Below are 16169 nucleotides of genomic sequence, written 5' to 3'. Positions count from 1 at the left end.
AAAGAAATGGCAAGAGATCTTAAATTTACGAGAAACATTGGTATTGCTGCCCACATTGATGCGGGTAAAACAACCACAACAGAGCGTATCCTTTATTACTCAGGGTTGAGTCACAAGATCGGAGAGGTTCACGATGGTGGAGCAACAACCGACTGGATGCAGCAGGAGCAGGAGCGTGGTATTACCATTACTTCGGCAGCTGTTACAGTAAAGTGGCCTTACAAAAACAACGAATACCACGTTAACATTATTGATACTCCCGGGCACGTTGACTTTACAGTAGAGGTGAATCGATCACTTCGTGTATTGGACGGTCTGGTTTTCTTGTTTTCAGCAGTTGACGGTGTAGAGCCTCAGTCAGAAACAAACTGGCGATTGGCAGATAACTATAATGTTCCGCGTATCGGGTTCGTTAATAAAATGGACCGTTCAGGAGCAGATTTCCTTAATGTTGTTAAGCAGGTTAAGGAAATGTTGGGAAGTAATGCAGTTCCACTTCAGCTACCTATTGGTGCAGAGGATGACTTCAAAGGAGTTGTCGATCTTGTAAACTGGAGAGGTATCGTTTGGAACGAGGAAGATAAAGGAATGACCTTTACTGAAGTTCCAATTCCCGATGATTTGGTTGAAGAAGCAACAATGTACCGTGAGATGCTTTTGGAGCAGGTTGCTGAATTCGACGATACATTGATGGAGAAATTCTTTGAGGATTCAAACTCTATTACGGAAGAAGAAATGTTGACGGCATTACGTCAGGCTACTATCTCAGGGAAAATCATTCCTATGGTATGTGGGTCTTCTTTCAAGAACAAAGGAGTTCAGACAATGTTGGATTACGTTATGGCTCTATTGCCATCACCAATGGATCAGGAAGCGATTCAGGGTACTAACCCTAAAACAGATGAGCCTGCAGAGCGTAAGCCTTCTTATGATGAGCCGTTCGCAGCTTTGGCGTTTAAAATTGCTACAGACCCATACGTAGGAAGACTATGTTTTGTACGTGCCTATTCAGGTAAACTACCTGCAGGATCATACGTTTTAAATACGCGTTCAGGAAACAAAGAACGTATTTCACGTATCTTCCAGATGCATGCTAACAAGCAAATTCAGATTGATGAACTTGGAGCAGGAGACATCGGTGCAGTTGTAGGATTTAAAGATATTCGTACGGGAGATACATTGTGTGCTGAGAATGCACCAATCGTATTGGAATCTATGGATTTCCCTGATCCTGTAATTGGATTGGCAATTGAGCCTAAGACACAAGCGGATACGGATAGATTATCTACAGGTCTTCAGAAACTTGCAGAAGAAGATCCTACTTTCCGAGTACATACAGATGAAGAAAGCGGACAAACAGTTATTAGTGGTATGGGTGAGCTTCACCTTGATATCATTGTTGACCGTTTGAAGCGTGAGTTTAAAGTAGAAGTTAACCAGGGAGCTCCTCAGGTATCTTACCGTGAGAAAATCACAGGGTCTGTTGATCATCGTGAAGTTTACAAAAAGCAGTCTGGTGGACGTGGTAAATTCGCGGATATCGTTGTGGAAATTTCTCCATTGGAAGATCCAACGAAGTCAGGACTTGAGTTCGTCAATAGCATTAAAGGTGGTAACGTTCCTAGAGAATTTATCCCTTCTGTTGAGAAAGGATTCAAAGATGCAATGTCTAATGGTGTATTGGCAGGATATCCTGTTGATTCATTGAAAGTTGAATTGAAGGATGGGTCTTTCCACGCTGTCGATTCAGATTCATTGTCTTTCGAAGTCTGTGCGAAAATGGCATACCGTAATGCATTGCCTAAAGCAAGACCAGTAATTATGGAGCCTATCATGAAGCTTGAAGTAGTTACTCCTGAGGAGAACATGGGAGATGTTGTTGCTGACCTTAACCGCCGTCGTGGTTTGATTAAAGGGATGGACGATAGAAATGGAGCGAAAGTAGTTAAAGCGGATGTTCCACTTTCTGAAATGTTCGGATATGTAACTCAATTGCGTACAATTACTTCAGGTCGTGCGAATTCATCAATGGAATTTTCTCACTATGAAGAATGTCCGAAGAGTGTTGCAGAGGATGTTATTGCTAAAGTTAAAGGAAAAATTACTGCTTAATATAAAGGTAGCATGAGTCAAAAGATCAGAATTAAGTTAAAGTCATACGATCACAATTTAGTTGACAAATCAGCTGAGAAAATCGTAAAGACAGTAAAAGCTACAGGAGCTGTAGTTAGTGGTCCAATTCCACTTCCGACGCACAAGCGTATTTATACTGTACTGAAGTCTCCACACGTAAACAAAAAAGCGCGTGAACAGTTTGAATTGTGTTCGTACAACAGACTGATGGACATTTACAGTTCGTCATCAAAAACAGTTGATGCATTGATGCGTTTAGAGCTTCCAAGTGGAGTGGATGTAGAAATTAAAGTTTGATAATTTAAATAATAAAGGATGCCTGGAATAATTGGTAGAAAAATCGGGATGACTAGTATCTACAGTGCCGAGGGTAAGGCAACACCATGCACAGTGATAGAAGCTGGTCCTTGTGTAGTAACGCAAGTTAAGACACAAGATAAGGATGGTTATGAGGCTGTTCAGTTAGGATTTGGTGAGCGTAAAGAAAAAAACACGCCAGGTTCTTTGAAAGGACACTTCAAAAAAGCAAACACCACGCCTAAACAAAAATTAGTAGAGTTTGAAGAGTTCGAGGGATTAAACCTTGGCGATGTTGTTACAGTAGATATTTTCGAAGAAGGAGAATTCGTTGACGTAACAGGGACATCTAAAGGAAAAGGGTTCCAGGGGGTTGTGAAACGTCATGGTTTCGGTGGAGTTGGTCAGTCAACTCACGGTCAGCACAACCGAATGAGAGCACCTGGATCGATTGGAGCTGCTTCGTACCCTGCACGTGTATTCAAAGGAATGCGCATGGCTGGTCAGACTGGTAACAAGCGAGTAATGATCGAGAACTTACAAGTTCTGAAAGTGTTGACTGATAAGAATTTGTTAGTAGTTAAAGGTTCGATTCCCGGACCAAAAGGTTCAACAGTAATTATTGAGAAATGGAATTAAAGATTGTAGATACCAAAGGAAAAGCTACTTCCAAAAGTGTAACACTTTCTGACGAGGTTTTTGGAATTGAGCCAAACGATCATGCAATTTACATGGACGTGAAGCATTACCTGGCTAGCCGTCGTCAAGGAACACACAAGGCGAAAGAAAGAAGTGAAATCGTCGGAAGTACACGTAAGATCAAGAAACAAAAAGGTACCGGTGGAGCTCGTGCAGGTAGTATTAAGTCCGGAACTCGTGTTGGTGGTGGACGTATCTTCGGACCCCGTCCGCGTAACTACAGCTTCAAATTGAACACAAAATTGAAGCGTTTGGCACGTAAGTCGGCATTGAGCTACAAAGCACAGGGGGAAAATATCATGGTGTTGGAAGATTTCAACTTTGATACTCCTAAAACAAAGGATTTTGTTGCTTTGATGGGGAATTTGAAATTGAACGATCAGAAAGTATTGTTAGTAATTGGAGCTAAGAATGACAATGTATTTTTGTCTTCACGTAACCTTCAGCGTGCTAAGGTCGTAACAGCTGATTCGTTGAACACTTACGATATCATGAATGCCGGTAAGCTAGTTTTAGCAGAAAGCTCAATTGAAGTAATTGAAAAGGTATTAAACTAATTCGAAATGAGCACGATTATTAAAAAGCCTATTATCACAGAGAAAGCTACGTTGGACAGTGAGTTGAACAACCGTTTCACTTTCGTTGTGGATAGAAAGGCAAATAAGATTGAAATTAAAAAAGCCATCGAAAAGATGTACGGAGTGACTGTAGAGTCAGTTCGTACATTAACCTATGGTGGTGGAAAGCCTTCTGTGAAGTACACAAACAGAGGTATCGTTGAGCAGCGTAACAGCGTTTGGAAAAAAGCTGTAGTTACTGTTGCTGAAGGAGAGACGATTGATTTGTATAGTAACATTTAAGAAAATTTGAAATGGGTCTTAGAAAATTAAAGCCTACAACTCCAGGGCAAAGACACAAAATCATCAGCGATTTTTCGGAAGTAACCAAGGGGGCTCCTGAAAAAAGCTTGCTGGCTGCCAAGAAAAAGTCTGGTGGTCGTAACAATGATGGTCGTATGACTATGCGTTACATCGGTGGTGGTCACAAACAACGTTATCGTGTTATCGATTTCAAACGTGACAAACAAGGTGTACCGGCTACAGTAAAGTCAATTGAATACGATCCGAACAGAACAGCAAGAATTGCATTGTTGTATTATGCTGATGGTGAGAAACGCTACATTATCGCTCCCGAAGGATTAAAAGCAGGGGATACAGTAGTTTCCGGAAAAGGTGCAACACCTGAAGTAGGAAACGCATTGTTACTTTCTGAAATTCCGTTGGGTACTGTTATCCACAACATTGAATTGAAGCCTGGAAAAGGTGGTGCTATTGCACGTGGTGCCGGAACTTACGCTCAGCTTAATGCGCGTGACGGTAAGTATGCAATTGTTAAGCTTCCTTCAGGGGAAACTAGAATGGTGTTGGTTGAGTGTATGGCTACAATTGGAGCTGTATCGAACTCAGAGCATAACCTTATTGTTTCTGGTAAAGCAGGTCGAAGCAGATGGTTAGGTCGTCGTCCACGAGTTCGTGGAGTTGTGATGAACCCGGTTGATCACCCGATGGGTGGTGGTGAAGGTCGTTCATCAGGAGGACACCCTCGTTCGCGTAATGGTATGCCAGCTAAAGGATACAAGACGCGTTCGAAAACCAAGTATTCGAATAAGTTTATCATTGAAAAAAGAAAGAAATAAGTAGCTTATGAGCCGTTCGTTAAAAAAACCGCCTTTCGTTCACTATAAGTTGGCAAAACGTGTGGAAGAGGCACAAGAGTCAGGAAAGAAGAGCGTGATCAAGACATGGTCAAGAGCTTCAACCATTACCCCCGATTTTGTTGGGATGACATTTGCAGTTCACAATGGGAATAAGTTTATTCCTGTTTTCGTGACGGAAAACATGGTAGGACACAAACTTGGTGAGTTTGCTCCAACCAGAAACTTCCGAGGTCACGGTGGTAATAAGAAAGATAAAAGAAGATAGTAAAAAATTGTAGTGACTATGGGCGCTAGAAAAAGACTAAGAGCCGAGAAGTTAAAAGAGGACAAAAAGAATTTGGCGATAGCTAAACTTCGTAACTGTCCGATTTCTCCGAGAAAGATGAGATTAGTTGCAGATCTTGTAAGGGGAGTTGAAGTAAATAAGGCTCTAAATGTATTGCAACATAATCCAAAGGATGCTTCCGTTTACCTTGAAAAACTTTTGCGTTCAGCTATCGCTAACTGGGAGCAGAAGAATGAGGATAAATCTCTTGAAGAAGAGGTATTGGTAGTAAAATCTATTGAAGTAGGTCCGGCAGGAATGCTGAAGAGAATTCAGGCTGCTCCTCAGGGTAGAGCACATCGAATTAGAAAAAGGTCAAACCACGTAACCATCATCGTTGATGGCGTAAATAATTAGGAGAAAGCATGGGACAAAAAACGAATCCAATCGGAAATAGACTAGGTTTCATCCACGGATGGGAGTCTAATTGGTATGGTGGAGATAACTATGGCGATAAATTGCTTGAGGATCACAAGATCCGTCGTTATCTTCAGGCTCGTTTATCCAGAGCGAGTATCTCTAAGATAATTATTGAGCGTACACTTAAGTTGGTAACCGTTACTATCAACACGGCTCGTCCGGGTGTAATCATTGGTAAAGGTGGTCAAGAGGTTGACAAACTGAAAGAAGAGCTTAAGAAGCTGACAAAAAAAGATATTCAGATTAATATCTTTGAAATCAAACGTCCTGAATTGGATGCACGATTAGTGGCAGATGGTATTGCCCGTCAGATCGAAGCTCGTATTTCTTTCCGTCGTGCGATTAAAATGGCTATCGCATCAACAATGCGTATGGGTGCTGAAGGGATTAAGGTGAAAATTTCCGGACGTCTTAATGGTGCTGAGATGGCGCGTGATGAAATGTACAAAGATGGTAGAACACCATTGCATACATTCCGTGCAGATATCGATTACGCATTGTCGGAGGCTCACACAACTTACGGCCGAATCGGAATTAAGGTTTGGATCTGTAAAGGTGAAGTCTATGGTAAAAGAGATCTTTCTCCGAACATCGGACAAAATGCTAAAGGGTCAGGAGCCGGAACTTCTGGTCGTCAGGCACCAAAAGGTGGGAGAAGAAAGAAAAAGTAATTAGGTTTTACAACCTGTAAAAACTTGGTAAAATGTTACAGCCAAAAAGAACGAAGTTTAGAAAAGCACAGAAAGGACGAAATAGAGGTCTTGCACATCGTGGAGGACAAATCGCTTTCGGTTCCTTCGGTTTGAAAGCGCTTGAACCGGGATGGATCACTTCTCGTCAGATTGAAGCGTCACGTATCGCCGTTACACGTTATATGAAAAGGGAAGGTAAAGTCTGGATTCGTATTTTCCCGGACAAACCGGTTACTGCAAAACCAGCAGAGGTACGTATGGGTAAAGGTAAAGGTGCTCCTAGTCATTGGGTAGCAGTTGTGAAACCTGGACGTATTATGTTTGAAGCAGACGGTGTACCTTATGAAACTGCCAAAGAAGCAATGCGCTTGGCAGCTCAGAAACTTCCCGTTAAATGTAAGTTTGTAGTTAGAAACGATTATGTTATTCCAACTGCTAAATAATAACGAGTTATGAAACAGCAAGAAATCGTACAACTATCAGATGGCGATCTACAGGAAAGAATCGCGGACTTTAAAGATCAGTTGCAGAAACTAGAGTTGACACACGTAGTTTCTCCATTGGAAAACCCAATGCAGATCCGTGAAATTCGCAAAACCGTAGCTCGTTTAAATACTGAGTTGACAAAAAGACAAAAACAGGCATAAGGCCTAGTAATTAAATAAGCTTGATAATGGAGAAGCGTAATTTAAGAAAAGAGCGAATCGGTGTTGTTACTAGCGATAAAATGGAAAAATCCATAGTTGTTGCAGTAGAAAGAAAAGTAAAACACCCAAAATATGGTAAGTTCGTAAAAAAAACTACTAAATTTGTCGCCCACGATGAAAAAAATGAATCAGGTATCGGTGATACTGTGAGAATCATGGAAACTCGTCCTTTGTCAAAAACAAAGAACTGGAGATTAGTAGAAATTGTTGAAAGAGCTAAATAGTTTGTAGTAATGATACAACAGGAATCAAGACTTGCAGTAGCAGACAATAGCGGTGCCAAAGAAGTACTTTGTATTCGCGTTCTAGGTGGAACGAAAAGAAGATACGCTTCGGTTGGTGATAAAATTGTTGTAGCTGTCAAGAGTGCAGTGCCCTCTGGGAACGTGAAAAAAGGAAGCGTTGCTAAGGCCGTAGTAGTTAGAACGAAAAAAGAAGTACGTCGTCCTGACGGTTCTTATATTCGTTTCGATGACAACGCCGTGGTTATTTTGAATCAAGCGGGAGAAATGCGTGGTACTCGTATATTCGGGCCAGTCGCGAGAGAACTTCGTGAGAATAACTACATGAAAATTGTTTCACTTGCACCTGAGGTGCTCTAAAAAAATGTAAAACGTCATGCAAAAGAAGTTACACATTAAAGTAGGAGACACTGTTCAGGTAATGAGTGGTGAATCAAAAGGTCAGAGCGGTAAGGTTATCGCTATTGACAGAAAGAAGGACCGTGCGCTTGTAGAAGGTGTGAACGTGATTAAGAAACACGTGAAGCCAAGTGCGGCTAACCCTCAGGGTGGTATTGTTGAACAAGAAGCAGGAATTCATATTTCTAATTTGCTACTTGTTGTTAACGGCCAGCCTACACGTATTGGTCGTCGTGCAGACGCAAATGGAAAATTAGTACGTTATTCTAAAAAGACTGGGGAGGAGATTAAGTAATGAGTTACCAACCAAGACTTAAAGGAAAGTATAAGAGCGAAATTATCGCTTCTTTGACTGAAAAATTCGGATACAAGACACCAATGTCTGTTCCGCATATTGAGAAAATTGTGATCAGCCAGGGTATTGGTGACGCAGTAGGTGACAAGAAATTGGTTGACTCTGCTGTTAGTGACCTTTCAATGATTGCTGGTCAGAAGGCTGTAGCTACAATATCTAAAAAGGATATCTCAAACTTTAAATTGAGAAAAGGAATGCCAATTGGTACAAAGGTTACTCTTAGAGGTGATCAAATGTACGAATTCCTTGATCGTTTGATCTCTGTTGCATTGCCTCGTACACGTGACTTCCGTGGAGTTAATGCGAAAGGATTTGACGGACGCGGAAACTTTAATATGGGTGTTAAAGAACACATTATTTTCCCGGAAATCGATATCGATAAGGTGAACCGTATTATGGGTATGGATATTACTTTTGTTACATCAGCTGATAGCGACGAAGAAGCAAAGGCGCTGCTTGATGCTTTTGGATTCCCATTCACAAAAAAATAGAAGAAAATGGCAAAAGAATCAATGAAAGCGCGTGAGCGCAAAAGAGAAAGGTTAGCTGCTCGCTATGCAAATACACGTGAAGAATTGACAAAGATTTTGAAATCTAGCGATGATTCAGAAGAAATGCAGCAAGCGAAGTGGGAGGCGATGATGAAATTACAGAAGTTGCCTGCTAACTCTTCAAAAGTAAGATTGCATAATAGATGTAAACTTACGGGTCGTCCTCGTGGATATATGAGACAATTCGGTATTTCAAGGGTAACATTCCGTGAAATGGCTTTGAATGGAAAGATCCCGGGAGTTAAGAAATCAAGTTGGTAATTGAATTAATAGGAAAATTATGTATACTGATCCTATAGCAGATTATTTGACACGTATTCGTAATGCGGTCAGAGCGAATCATAAAGTTGTTGAAATCCCTGGTTCAAACATGAAAAGAGAGATGACAAAAATTCTTTTCGACAAAGGGTATATTGATAACTTCCGTTTCGAAGAGGATGGAAAGCAAGGTGTTATTAAAATCGCTTTGCGTTACAATCCCGTAACGAAGAAAAATGCGATCACACGTTTGGATCGCGTAAGTAAACCAGGTTTAAGAAAGTATTGCGATGCATCAAGTTTGCCACGCGTTCTTAACGGATTGGGAATCGCTATGATTTCCACTTCTAAAGGTCTTATTACAGACAAGGAAGCTCGTAAAGAGAATGTAGGTGGAGAAGTTGTTTGCTACGTATATTAATTTGGAGGAATAAGAAATGTCAAGGATAGGAAAAAATCCAATCACAATCCCGAGTGGAGTTGAAGTGAAAGTTAACGGTACAACTGTAACTGTTAAAGGTTCTAAAGGTGAATTGACGCAAGAAGTTGATACTTGTGTTGAATTAGCAGTTGAGGACGGAACAATCACGTTCACCCGCGAATCGGAATCGCCGTCTCACCGTGCAAAGCACGGTTTGTATAGAGCGTTAATCAACAATATGATTGTTGGTGTATCGGAAGGGTTTAAAAAGGAGTTGGAAGTTGTTGGAGTCGGATATCGTGCTAATGCAGCAGGACAAAGACTTGAACTTGCGTTAGGATTCTCACATCCAATCGTAATAGAACTTCCCTCTGAAATTAAAGTATCTACAGAAACTGTCAAAGGTCAGGCTCCGTTGATTACATTGGAATCATACGATAAGCAATTGATCGGACAAGTAGCAGCGAAGATCCGCTCTTTCCGTAAGCCAGAACCATATAAAGGTAAAGGTATTAAGTTTAAAGGTGAGCAGATCAGAAGAAAAGCTGGTAAATCTGCAGGTAAAAAATAATAGATAAAAATCATGGCATTCAGTAAAGAAATCAGAAGAGCGAAGATCAAAAGAAGAATCAGAAAGAATATTTCTGGGACTTCTGATGTGCCTCGTTTGAGTGTCTTCCGTAGTAATAAGCAAATCTACGCTCAGATTATTGACGATGTTAACGGAGTAACTCTTGTAGCAGCATCATCATACAAAAATGAGGAGCTTGTAAAGCTTCCGAAAATTGAGCAGGCTAAAGTTGTTGGAAAGCAATTGGCAGAGAAAGCTTTGAAGGCAGGAATTGAGAAAGTGGTATTTGACCGTAATGGTTACTTGTATCACGGACGTGTAAAATCATTGGCTGACTCCGCTCGTGAGGGAGGTCTTAAATTCTAATTATCATGGCAGAAAAAGTAAATAATTTGAAAGCGGTTGATGTCGAGTTAAAAGATAAACTTGTAGCTATCAACCGTGTTACAAAAGTAACAAAAGGTGGGCGTACCTTCAGTTTCTCTGCAATCGTGGTAGTTGGAAACGAGAATGGAATGGTAGGTCATGGTCTTGGAAAAGCAAAAGAGGTAACTGAAGCGATTCAGAAAGGAATTGATGATGCAAAGAAAAACCTTATCTCTGTTCCTATCCGTAAAGGTACTGTTCCTCATACTCAAAAAGGAAAATACGCTGGAGCACGCGTATTGTTGAAGCCAGCTTCAGATGGTACAGGGGTTATCGCAGGTGGTGCGATGCGTGCTGTATTGGAGAGCGTTGGAGTTCACAATGTATTGGCAAAATCACAAGGTTCATCTAACCCTCACAACGTTGTAAAGGCAACATTTGATGCGCTTTCTCAAATGAGAGATGCAGTAACAGTTGCTAAGCAAAGAGGGGTGACTTTGGATAAAGTGTTTAACGGTTAATAAAGGTTATTATGGCAACAGTAAAAGTTAAATTGGTAAGAAGTACCATCAAGCGTCCAAAAAACCAAAAGGCTACCGTACAGGCGCTTGGTCTGAAGAAAATAAACCAGGTTGTGGAGAAAGAATCAACTCCTCAAATACTTGGAATGATTAAGAAAGTTCAACACCTAGTTGAAGTAGTAGAGTAGAACCTGTAAAGTTTAGAAATAATGAATTTGAATAATTTAAAGCCCGCAAGTGGTTCTGTAAAATCAAAGAAGAGAATTGCGAGAGGTCAGGGATCCGGACACGGAGGGACTTCGACACGTGGGCACAAAGGTGCTAAATCTCGTTCAGGATACAAATCGAAGATTGGATTCGAAGGAGGACAGATGCCATTACAGCGTCGTGTACCTAAGTTCGGATTTAAGAACATCAACAGAGTTGAATACAAAGCAATCAATTTGGACGTAATTCAGAGTCTTGTAGAAAAGAAAAATATCACTGAATTTACTCCTGAAGTATTCAAAGCTAACGGTTTGGCATCCGGAAATGACCTAGTAAAAATTTTGGGTAGAGGAGAATTGAAAGCAGCTGTGAAGATTTCCGCACACAAATTTTCAGCTTCAGCAAAATCAGTTATTGAAGCTCAAGGTGGAAATGTAACAGAACTTTAATTATCTTTGCCAACTATTTTAATCCAATGAAGAAGTTTTTTCAAACATTACAGAATATTTGGAAAGTAGAGGAACTTAGATCCCGCATCCTTGTGACGCTGGGTCTAATCCTTATTTTTCGTATAGGTTCGTTTATCGTTTTGCCGGGTGTTAATGCCGCTGTTTTAGCAGAAGCTGCCCAGAATGCTGACCAGGGAGGTCTGGCGGGACTACTCTCGTTACTTTCCGGTGGTGCATTCTCTAATGCTTCTATTTTAGCTTTAGGAATTATGCCCTATATCTCCGCATCAATTATTATGCAGCTCCTTGGGATGGCAGTTCCTGCTGTTCAGAAGATGCAAAACGAGGGAGAGAGCGGACGAAATAAGATTAATAATTTCACACGAATTCTGACGATTATCATTTGTGCTTTTCAGGCACCTTCGTACATTGGTTTATATGTGAAGAGTATCAATGGTTCGATTGTCAACGAGACACCTCTATGGTGGGTTCAAAGTGTTATTTTGCTTATCGCCGGAACTATGTTTGCTATGTGGTTGGGTGAAAGGATTACGGATAAAGGAGTTGGTAACGGTATTTCGTTATTGATTACTGTAGGTATCCTTGCTAATTTCCCACTTAGCTTCATTCAGGAGGTGACAACAAAGAGTGACAATCCGATTATGATCATTGTAGAGTTGGTAATGTTTATGGTAATTGTTATGGCTACTGTATTGATTGTGCAGGGAGTCAGAAAAGTGCCTATGAACGTTGCTAAACGAATGGCGGGAGGAAGAACCAACGTTGCAGAGCAGGGTGCACGTCAGTATTTGCCTATTAAGGTAAATGCTTCAGGGGTAATGCCTATCATTTTTGCTCAGGCAATTATGACTGTACCACTTATGTTACTGCAAAGTTCTGACGGTACGTCAACATTCTTTGGTTTGGGAGATATGTATGGTTTCACATACAATTTGATACTATTCTTCCTTATTATCATATTTACGTATTTCTATACGGCAATTATGATTAACCCAAAGAAAATGGCTGATGATATGAAACGAAACGGGAGTTTTATTCCTGGTGTTAAACCCGGAGAAGCAACCGCTGAGTATTTGGATCAGCTAGTATCGCGTATTACTTTGCCAGGTTCGATATTTCTCGGACTGATTGCAATTATTCCTGCTTTCGCTAAAGTAGCGGGTGTGACAGATGGATTTGCAATGTTCTACGGTGGTACTTCACTCTTGATTATGGTTGCAGTAGTATTAGATACATTGCAACAAATTGAAAGTTATCTGTTGAATCGTCATTATGACGGTTTGATGGAAGGAACCAGAGTTAGAGGTAGAAGAACACAAGGAGAAATGTCCGGTATTTAGTTATGGCAAAACAAGCGTCGATAGAACAAGATGGAGTAATTAAGGAGGCATTGTCTAATGCAATGTTCCGTGTGGAACTTGAGAATGGACATGTTATCACTGCACATATCTCCGGAAAGATGAGAATGTATTACATTAAAATTCTTCCAGGGGATAGGGTGAAAGTTGAAATGTCTCCCTATGATTTAACAAAAGGAAGAATAACGTTCAGATACAAATAAAGTATCGTAAAATTAAAAGAGATGAAAGTAAGAGCATCTGTTAAAAAACGTTCTGCTGATTGCAAGATCGTTAAGAGAAAGGGAAGAGTTTACGTGATTAACAAGAAGAATCCTAAACTTAAACAAAGACAAGGATAAAGCTAATTAGTTTAAATTATGGCTAGAATTGCAGGTATAGATCTACCAAAGAACAAAAGAGGTGTTATCGGATTAACGTATATCTACGGAATCGGGTTGAGCACAGCAAAGAAGGTGTTGAAAGACGCCGGAGTTGATGAAAACATTAAAGTACAGGACTGGAATGATGAACATCTTGCAGCAATCCGTACTCAAATGGCTGAAATCAAAGTAGAAGGTGCATTGCGTTCGGAAGTACAATTGAACATCAAGCGATTGATGGATATCGGTTGTTACAGAGGAGTGCGTCACCGTGCAGGGCTTCCATTACGTGGTCAGCGTACGAAGAACAACTCAAGAACTAGAAAAGGTAGAAGAAAAACTGTTGCTAACAAGAAGAAGGCAACTAAATAATTAATGCTTAGTTATGGCAAAGTCAAATCAGAAGAAGAAAAAGAATGTTAAGGTTGAAGCGCATGGAGAGGCACACATCCAAGCTACCTTCAACAACATCATCATTTCCCTTACAAATAACTCTGGTCAGGTAATTTCCTGGTCATCAGCAGGGAAAATGGGCTTCAGAGGATCTAAGAAAAACACTCCGTACGCTGCTCAGATTGCAGCTGAAGATTGCGCGAAAGAAGCTTTCGACAATGGTCTTCGCAAAGTGCGTGTATATGTAAAAGGTCCTGGAGCTGGACGTGAGTCAGCAATTCGCTCACTTCACAATTCGGGAATTGAAGTTACTGAAATTATTGATGTAACTCCAATGCCGCACAACGGATGTCGTCCACCAAAACGAAGAAGAGTATAATTTATATAGTAACAATGGGGACCCCGGTTGTCGAAGGATAGTTGACCTTAATTCACACCGCCCCTTAATTTTTTTAAAATGGCAAGATATACAGGTCCAAAATCTAAGATTGCCCGTAAGTTCAGAGAACCGATCTTCGGTCCTGACAAGGCACTGGAAAGACGAAATTACCCTCCTGGACAACATGGTCCTAACAAGAGAAGAGGTAAGCAGTCTGAGTACGCAATTCAGCTTGCGGAAAAGCAAAAAGCTAAGTATACGTACGGAATTCTTGAGCGTCAGTTTTCAAACATGTTCAAGAAAGCAACCCGAATGAAAGGTATTACAGGTGAAAACTTGTTGCAATTGTGTGAATTACGTCTTGATAACGTTATTTTCCGTCTAGGAGTAGCACCATCAAGAAGAGCTGCTCGTCAGTTGGTAACACACAAACATATTGTAGTGAACGGACAGGTGGTAAATATACCTTCCTATTCACTTAAACCAGGCGATGTTGTTGAAGTTAGAGAAAAGTCTAAGTCACTTGAAGCTATTTCTGATTCGTTGTCTTCTGCAGGTAACAGATCGAATGACTGGTTGACATGGAACCCATCTCAAATGTCAGGTACTGTTGTTAATGTTCCAAACAGAGAGATGATCTCTGAGAACATCAAAGAACAGCTTATCGTCGAATTGTATTCTAAATAATAATTAAAGCATTAAAATGGCTATTCTAGACTTCCAAAGACCTGATAAGGTAATCATGATTCAATCTGATGAACACGAAGGTCAGTTTGAATTCCGTCCACTAGAACCGGGATATGGTATTACAGTAGGAAACGCACTTAGAAGAATTTTACTTTCTTCTTTGGAAGGTTTTGCGATTTCTTCAGTTCGTATCGAAGGAGTGGATCATGAATTCTCTACTGTTAAGGGAGTAGTGGAAGACATGACTGAGATTGTGCTTAACTTGAAGCAGGTGCGTTTCAAGCAGCAAATTGAAGATACTGATAACGAAACTGTAGTTATTTCTGTTTCAGGACAGGACAAATTTACAGCCGGTGATATCGGTAAGTTTACTTCTGCTTTCCAGGTACTGAATCCTGATCTGGTTATTTGTAACATGGAGCCTTCTGTTAAACTGGATATGGAGATTACGATCATTAAAGGTCGTGGTTATGTTCCTGCTGAAGAGAACAAAGTGAACGGAGCTCCTTTCGGAACGATTTTTATCGATTCGATTTTTACTCCGATCAAAAATGTTAAATTCAACGTAGAGAACTACCGTGTTGAGCAGAAAACGGATTACGAAAAACTGGTGTTAGAGATCAGAACTGACGGATCGATTCATCCAAAGGATGCTTTGAAAGAATCAGCGAAAATCCTTATTCACCACTTCATGCTGTTCTCGGATGAGAAAATTACTTTGGATAGTGAAGTGAAGTCAGAAACGGAAGAGTTTGACGAAACATCATTGCACATGCGCCAACTTTTGAAAACCAAATTGGTTGATATGGACTTGTCTGTACGTGCATTGAACTGTTTGAAAGCTGCAGATGTTGAGACCTTAGGTGATTTGGTTTCATACAATAAAAATGACCTCTTGAAATTTAGAAACTTCGGAAAGAAATCATTAACTGAGTTGGAAGATTTGGTTGATTCAAAAGGACTTTCTTTCGGTATGAATGTAGCTAAATACAAGTTGGATAAAGATTAACAACCTAATAAGTTGATTTGACATGAGACACGGAAAGAAAAATAACCATTTAGGCAGAACAGCTTCTCACAGAAAAGCAATGTTGTCTAATATGGCGAGCTCACTTATAGAGCACAAGAGAATTAATACTACATTGGCGAAAGCAAAAGCATTGCGTACATATATTGAGCCAATTTTGACAAAAGCGAAGACGGATTCAACACATTCACGTCGTGTGGTATTCAGCTATCTGCAGAATAAGGAAACAGTTACTGAATTATTCAGAGAGGTTGCTCCTAAAATTGCTGATCGTTCTGGAGGATATACTCGTATTATCCGTACCGGATACCGATTGGGGGATAACGCTGAAATGTGTATGATTGAATTGGTTGACTTCAATGAATTGTTGTTAGGAGACAACAAGCCGGAGAAGAAAACTACACGTCGTTCACGTTCTAAAAAAGCAAAAACTGAAGATGACGCTCCTGCAGCAGAAGCAAAAGCTACTGAAGAAACGGAAGCAACTCAGCCTGAAGCAAAAGAGGATGAGAATTCAGCAGATGCTACTGAAGAAACAAAAGAATAATGATACTATTCTTGAAATAGGAAAAGGCGATACAGGAATGTATCGCCTTTTTTTATGGTCTGTTA

At 40.4% G+C, this 16169-nt stretch carries 30 protein-coding genes; all 30 read left to right on the top strand.

The features are described from left to right. The first annotated feature begins 6 nt into the window (after window positions 1–6). The 30 genes from fusA to rplQ all read left to right on the top strand — a co-directional run bounded on the left by fusA (window position 7) and on the right by rplQ (window position 16104). On the top strand, window positions 7–2112 hold the full coding sequence (fusA, locus tag AC4PL9_RS06160) for an elongation factor G (protein ID WP_491603883.1): 2106 nt from the start codon (window positions 7–9) through the stop codon (window positions 2110–2112). 12 nt (window positions 2113–2124) lie between these two features. Next, window positions 2125–2430, top strand: a complete 306-nt coding sequence (gene rpsJ / locus AC4PL9_RS06155) for a 30S ribosomal protein S10 (protein WP_343789776.1) — start codon at window positions 2125–2127, stop codon at window positions 2428–2430. Between the two features lie 18 nt (window positions 2431–2448). Then, entirely contained in the window at window positions 2449–3069 is a 621-nt protein-coding gene (gene rplC, locus AC4PL9_RS06150; protein WP_343789772.1) for a 50S ribosomal protein L3, read from the top strand. Beyond that, window positions 3060–3686, top strand: coding sequence for a 50S ribosomal protein L4 (rplD, locus tag AC4PL9_RS06145; protein WP_491603882.1), 627 nt, complete (start codon window positions 3060–3062; stop codon window positions 3684–3686). The genes rplC and rplD overlap by 10 nt, the downstream gene beginning before the upstream one ends. 6 nt (window positions 3687–3692) lie before the next feature. Then, a complete protein-coding gene (gene rplW, locus AC4PL9_RS06140; protein WP_491603881.1) occupies window positions 3693–3989 on the top strand; it encodes a 50S ribosomal protein L23 in 297 nt (98 codons plus the stop codon). 11 nt (window positions 3990–4000) lie between these two features. Beyond that, window positions 4001–4825 (top strand): 50S ribosomal protein L2, encoded by an 825-nt coding sequence (gene rplB / locus AC4PL9_RS06135; protein ID WP_491603880.1) that lies wholly within the window; start codon window positions 4001–4003, stop codon window positions 4823–4825. Window positions 4826–4832: 7 nt separating this feature from the next. Next, the gene (rpsS, locus tag AC4PL9_RS06130) at window positions 4833–5111 is read left to right on the top strand and encodes a 30S ribosomal protein S19 (protein WP_343789760.1); all 279 of its coding nucleotides are present in this window, start codon (window positions 4833–4835) and stop codon (window positions 5109–5111) included. Between the two features lie 18 nt (window positions 5112–5129). After that, window positions 5130–5528, top strand: a complete 399-nt coding sequence (gene rplV / locus AC4PL9_RS06125; RefSeq protein ID WP_491603879.1) for a 50S ribosomal protein L22 — start codon at window positions 5130–5132, stop codon at window positions 5526–5528. Window positions 5529–5536: 8 nt separating this feature from the next. Further along, entirely contained in the window at window positions 5537–6262 is a 726-nt protein-coding gene (gene rpsC / locus AC4PL9_RS06120; RefSeq protein WP_343789754.1) for a 30S ribosomal protein S3, read from the top strand. 32 nt (window positions 6263–6294) lie between these two features. After that, entirely contained in the window at window positions 6295–6726 is a 432-nt protein-coding gene (gene rplP, locus AC4PL9_RS06115; RefSeq protein ID WP_343789751.1) for a 50S ribosomal protein L16, read from the top strand. A 9-nt stretch (window positions 6727–6735) separates the two neighbouring features. Further along, the gene (gene rpmC / locus AC4PL9_RS06110; RefSeq protein WP_343789748.1) at window positions 6736–6930 is read left to right on the top strand and encodes a 50S ribosomal protein L29; all 195 of its coding nucleotides are present in this window, start codon (window positions 6736–6738) and stop codon (window positions 6928–6930) included. A 26-nt stretch (window positions 6931–6956) separates the two neighbouring features. Then, window positions 6957–7214 carry a 30S ribosomal protein S17 gene (rpsQ, locus tag AC4PL9_RS06105; protein ID WP_491603878.1) on the top strand — a complete coding sequence of 86 codons (258 nt, stop codon included), beginning with the start codon at window positions 6957–6959 and terminating at the stop codon, window positions 7212–7214. A 9-nt stretch (window positions 7215–7223) separates the two neighbouring features. Then, a complete protein-coding gene (rplN, locus tag AC4PL9_RS06100) occupies window positions 7224–7592 on the top strand; it encodes a 50S ribosomal protein L14 (RefSeq protein WP_491603877.1) in 369 nt (122 codons plus the stop codon). Window positions 7593–7608: 16 nt separating this feature from the next. Next, on the top strand, window positions 7609–7926 hold the full coding sequence (gene rplX / locus AC4PL9_RS06095; protein WP_491603876.1) for a 50S ribosomal protein L24: 318 nt from the start codon (window positions 7609–7611) through the stop codon (window positions 7924–7926). Beyond that, window positions 7926–8477 carry a 50S ribosomal protein L5 gene (rplE, locus tag AC4PL9_RS06090; RefSeq protein ID WP_491603875.1) on the top strand — a complete coding sequence of 184 codons (552 nt, stop codon included), beginning with the start codon at window positions 7926–7928 and terminating at the stop codon, window positions 8475–8477. The genes rplX and rplE overlap by 1 nt, the downstream gene beginning before the upstream one ends. 6 nt (window positions 8478–8483) lie before the next feature. Then, window positions 8484–8798 carry a 30S ribosomal protein S14 gene (rpsN, locus tag AC4PL9_RS06085; RefSeq protein WP_343789733.1) on the top strand — a complete coding sequence of 105 codons (315 nt, stop codon included), beginning with the start codon at window positions 8484–8486 and terminating at the stop codon, window positions 8796–8798. Between the two features lie 19 nt (window positions 8799–8817). After that, window positions 8818–9216: a 30S ribosomal protein S8 gene (rpsH, locus tag AC4PL9_RS06080; RefSeq protein ID WP_343789730.1), complete on the top strand. Its 399-nt coding sequence runs from the start codon at window positions 8818–8820 to the stop codon at window positions 9214–9216. Window positions 9217–9232: 16 nt separating this feature from the next. After that, the gene (gene rplF / locus AC4PL9_RS06075) at window positions 9233–9787 is read left to right on the top strand and encodes a 50S ribosomal protein L6 (RefSeq protein WP_491603874.1); all 555 of its coding nucleotides are present in this window, start codon (window positions 9233–9235) and stop codon (window positions 9785–9787) included. Between the two features lie 12 nt (window positions 9788–9799). Then, on the top strand, window positions 9800–10153 hold the full coding sequence (gene rplR, locus AC4PL9_RS06070; protein WP_343789724.1) for a 50S ribosomal protein L18: 354 nt from the start codon (window positions 9800–9802) through the stop codon (window positions 10151–10153). A 5-nt stretch (window positions 10154–10158) separates the two neighbouring features. Next, entirely contained in the window at window positions 10159–10674 is a 516-nt protein-coding gene (rpsE, locus tag AC4PL9_RS06065) for a 30S ribosomal protein S5 (RefSeq protein WP_491603873.1), read from the top strand. Between the two features lie 11 nt (window positions 10675–10685). Continuing rightward, window positions 10686–10862, top strand: coding sequence for a 50S ribosomal protein L30 (rpmD, locus tag AC4PL9_RS06060; protein ID WP_343789718.1), 177 nt, complete (start codon window positions 10686–10688; stop codon window positions 10860–10862). Between the two features lie 21 nt (window positions 10863–10883). Further along, window positions 10884–11330 (top strand): 50S ribosomal protein L15, encoded by a 447-nt coding sequence (gene rplO, locus AC4PL9_RS06055; protein ID WP_343789715.1) that lies wholly within the window; start codon window positions 10884–10886, stop codon window positions 11328–11330. A gap of 26 nt (window positions 11331–11356) precedes the next feature. After that, complete coding sequence (gene secY / locus AC4PL9_RS06050; RefSeq protein ID WP_491603872.1) at window positions 11357–12691, top strand: preprotein translocase subunit SecY; 1335 nt, start codon at window positions 11357–11359, stop codon at window positions 12689–12691. A gap of 2 nt (window positions 12692–12693) precedes the next feature. Continuing rightward, entirely contained in the window at window positions 12694–12912 is a 219-nt protein-coding gene (infA, locus tag AC4PL9_RS06045) for a translation initiation factor IF-1 (RefSeq protein ID WP_343789708.1), read from the top strand. A gap of 21 nt (window positions 12913–12933) precedes the next feature. Next, a complete protein-coding gene (rpmJ, locus tag AC4PL9_RS06040; protein ID WP_090248872.1) occupies window positions 12934–13050 on the top strand; it encodes a 50S ribosomal protein L36 in 117 nt (38 codons plus the stop codon). Between the two features lie 18 nt (window positions 13051–13068). After that, on the top strand, window positions 13069–13443 hold the full coding sequence (gene rpsM / locus AC4PL9_RS06035; RefSeq protein WP_343789701.1) for a 30S ribosomal protein S13: 375 nt from the start codon (window positions 13069–13071) through the stop codon (window positions 13441–13443). Between the two features lie 13 nt (window positions 13444–13456). Beyond that, complete coding sequence (gene rpsK / locus AC4PL9_RS06030) at window positions 13457–13843, top strand: 30S ribosomal protein S11 (RefSeq protein WP_491603871.1); 387 nt, start codon at window positions 13457–13459, stop codon at window positions 13841–13843. A 78-nt stretch (window positions 13844–13921) separates the two neighbouring features. Then, the gene (rpsD, locus tag AC4PL9_RS06025) at window positions 13922–14530 is read left to right on the top strand and encodes a 30S ribosomal protein S4 (protein WP_491603870.1); all 609 of its coding nucleotides are present in this window, start codon (window positions 13922–13924) and stop codon (window positions 14528–14530) included. A 16-nt stretch (window positions 14531–14546) separates the two neighbouring features. Then, a complete protein-coding gene (locus tag AC4PL9_RS06020) occupies window positions 14547–15539 on the top strand; it encodes a DNA-directed RNA polymerase subunit alpha (protein ID WP_491603869.1) in 993 nt (330 codons plus the stop codon). 22 nt (window positions 15540–15561) lie between these two features. Next, entirely contained in the window at window positions 15562–16104 is a 543-nt protein-coding gene (gene rplQ / locus AC4PL9_RS06015) for a 50S ribosomal protein L17 (RefSeq protein ID WP_491603868.1), read from the top strand. Window positions 16105–16169: the final 65 nt, after the last annotated feature.

Source organism: Wandonia sp., from assembly GCF_984588085.1.
This window is presented reverse-complemented; position numbering and strand designations above follow the sequence as displayed.

What these genes read in the sequence shown, in the direction of transcription:
- fusA (WP_491603883.1), top strand. Translation starts at nt 7, where the DNA reads ATGGCAAGAGATCTTAAATTTACGAGAAACATTGGTATTGCTGCCCAC.
- rpsJ (WP_343789776.1), top strand. Translation starts at nt 2,125, where the DNA reads ATGAGTCAAAAGATCAGAATTAAGTTAAAGTCATACGATCACAATTTA.
- rplC (WP_343789772.1), top strand. Translation starts at nt 2,449, where the DNA reads ATGCCTGGAATAATTGGTAGAAAAATCGGGATGACTAGTATCTACAGT.
- rplD (WP_491603882.1), top strand. Translation starts at nt 3,060, where the DNA reads ATGGAATTAAAGATTGTAGATACCAAAGGAAAAGCTACTTCCAAAAGT.
- rplW (WP_491603881.1), top strand. Translation starts at nt 3,693, where the DNA reads ATGAGCACGATTATTAAAAAGCCTATTATCACAGAGAAAGCTACGTTG.
- rplB (WP_491603880.1), top strand. Translation starts at nt 4,001, where the DNA reads ATGGGTCTTAGAAAATTAAAGCCTACAACTCCAGGGCAAAGACACAAA.
- rpsS (WP_343789760.1), top strand. Translation starts at nt 4,833, where the DNA reads ATGAGCCGTTCGTTAAAAAAACCGCCTTTCGTTCACTATAAGTTGGCA.
- rplV (WP_491603879.1), top strand. Translation starts at nt 5,130, where the DNA reads ATGGGCGCTAGAAAAAGACTAAGAGCCGAGAAGTTAAAAGAGGACAAA.
- rpsC (WP_343789754.1), top strand. Translation starts at nt 5,537, where the DNA reads ATGGGACAAAAAACGAATCCAATCGGAAATAGACTAGGTTTCATCCAC.
- rplP (WP_343789751.1), top strand. Translation starts at nt 6,295, where the DNA reads ATGTTACAGCCAAAAAGAACGAAGTTTAGAAAAGCACAGAAAGGACGA.
- rpmC (WP_343789748.1), top strand. Translation starts at nt 6,736, where the DNA reads ATGAAACAGCAAGAAATCGTACAACTATCAGATGGCGATCTACAGGAA.
- rpsQ (WP_491603878.1), top strand. Translation starts at nt 6,957, where the DNA reads ATGGAGAAGCGTAATTTAAGAAAAGAGCGAATCGGTGTTGTTACTAGC.
- rplN (WP_491603877.1), top strand. Translation starts at nt 7,224, where the DNA reads ATGATACAACAGGAATCAAGACTTGCAGTAGCAGACAATAGCGGTGCC.
- rplX (WP_491603876.1), top strand. Translation starts at nt 7,609, where the DNA reads ATGCAAAAGAAGTTACACATTAAAGTAGGAGACACTGTTCAGGTAATG.
- rplE (WP_491603875.1), top strand. Translation starts at nt 7,926, where the DNA reads ATGAGTTACCAACCAAGACTTAAAGGAAAGTATAAGAGCGAAATTATC.
- rpsN (WP_343789733.1), top strand. Translation starts at nt 8,484, where the DNA reads ATGGCAAAAGAATCAATGAAAGCGCGTGAGCGCAAAAGAGAAAGGTTA.
- rpsH (WP_343789730.1), top strand. Translation starts at nt 8,818, where the DNA reads ATGTATACTGATCCTATAGCAGATTATTTGACACGTATTCGTAATGCG.
- rplF (WP_491603874.1), top strand. Translation starts at nt 9,233, where the DNA reads ATGTCAAGGATAGGAAAAAATCCAATCACAATCCCGAGTGGAGTTGAA.
- rplR (WP_343789724.1), top strand. Translation starts at nt 9,800, where the DNA reads ATGGCATTCAGTAAAGAAATCAGAAGAGCGAAGATCAAAAGAAGAATC.
- rpsE (WP_491603873.1), top strand. Translation starts at nt 10,159, where the DNA reads ATGGCAGAAAAAGTAAATAATTTGAAAGCGGTTGATGTCGAGTTAAAA.
- rpmD (WP_343789718.1), top strand. Translation starts at nt 10,686, where the DNA reads ATGGCAACAGTAAAAGTTAAATTGGTAAGAAGTACCATCAAGCGTCCA.
- rplO (WP_343789715.1), top strand. Translation starts at nt 10,884, where the DNA reads ATGAATTTGAATAATTTAAAGCCCGCAAGTGGTTCTGTAAAATCAAAG.
- secY (WP_491603872.1), top strand. Translation starts at nt 11,357, where the DNA reads ATGAAGAAGTTTTTTCAAACATTACAGAATATTTGGAAAGTAGAGGAA.
- infA (WP_343789708.1), top strand. Translation starts at nt 12,694, where the DNA reads ATGGCAAAACAAGCGTCGATAGAACAAGATGGAGTAATTAAGGAGGCA.
- rpmJ (WP_090248872.1), top strand. Translation starts at nt 12,934, where the DNA reads ATGAAAGTAAGAGCATCTGTTAAAAAACGTTCTGCTGATTGCAAGATC.
- rpsM (WP_343789701.1), top strand. Translation starts at nt 13,069, where the DNA reads ATGGCTAGAATTGCAGGTATAGATCTACCAAAGAACAAAAGAGGTGTT.
- rpsK (WP_491603871.1), top strand. Translation starts at nt 13,457, where the DNA reads ATGGCAAAGTCAAATCAGAAGAAGAAAAAGAATGTTAAGGTTGAAGCG.
- rpsD (WP_491603870.1), top strand. Translation starts at nt 13,922, where the DNA reads ATGGCAAGATATACAGGTCCAAAATCTAAGATTGCCCGTAAGTTCAGA.
- AC4PL9_RS06020 (WP_491603869.1), top strand. Translation starts at nt 14,547, where the DNA reads ATGGCTATTCTAGACTTCCAAAGACCTGATAAGGTAATCATGATTCAA.
- rplQ (WP_491603868.1), top strand. Translation starts at nt 15,562, where the DNA reads ATGAGACACGGAAAGAAAAATAACCATTTAGGCAGAACAGCTTCTCAC.